General features: G+C 54.8%; 1 protein-coding gene. It reads right to left on the reverse strand.

Annotated features, from left to right (window positions below):
• Nucleotides 1-62: hypothetical protein (locus BV390_RS32050; RefSeq protein ID WP_369804405.1), on the reverse strand; the 62-nt coding region annotated here is incomplete at its 3' end.
• Nucleotides 63-522 lie beyond the last annotated feature (460 nt).

Raw genomic sequence — 522 nt, forward strand, 5'->3', positions numbered from 1 at the left:
GGGTTGTTCGCCTGCTTCGCCGCTACTATGAGCGAGTCCGACTTCTCCTCTCCGTACATCACCGGCTATGACTCCTCGTCTTCCCGGTGCGGGCCATCTCCGACACTGGCAGATGGTCAGAGGGGAGATCTCCCGGTTCCCGCGTAGAGATCGTATTGACATGCCAGGGTCTCAGACCCCGCCGGGTCCATGTGGCACTCGCAGTATCGCACCCTATGATGTTGCCTTCCGTTAACAGTACAACGTCGGCACCCGGTAATTTAATATAGATTTCGTGGCTCAATGGCTGGCCTGTCAACACCCCTGTCAACGCTTCGCCCCATACCTCGCGGTATGCAACGCATGACTCGGGGACCTTGTGGATTGCTGGTCCTTCAATGGTCGGGGACTTTCACCCCTTGATCTCTACCGGTCTCCCGGCGCACACTGTTTTTATATACAGTAGTTTTATCGAGACCTCAGATCAAGAGGGGTTTCGCCTATCAATTTTCATGGCAGCCGCAAGTCTCTACAATCACTGTA

Origin of the sequence: Klebsiella sp. YJ, from assembly GCF_002108615.1 — a bacterium.
Classification (GTDB): Bacteria; Pseudomonadota; Gammaproteobacteria; order Enterobacterales; family Enterobacteriaceae; genus Klebsiella; species Klebsiella planticola.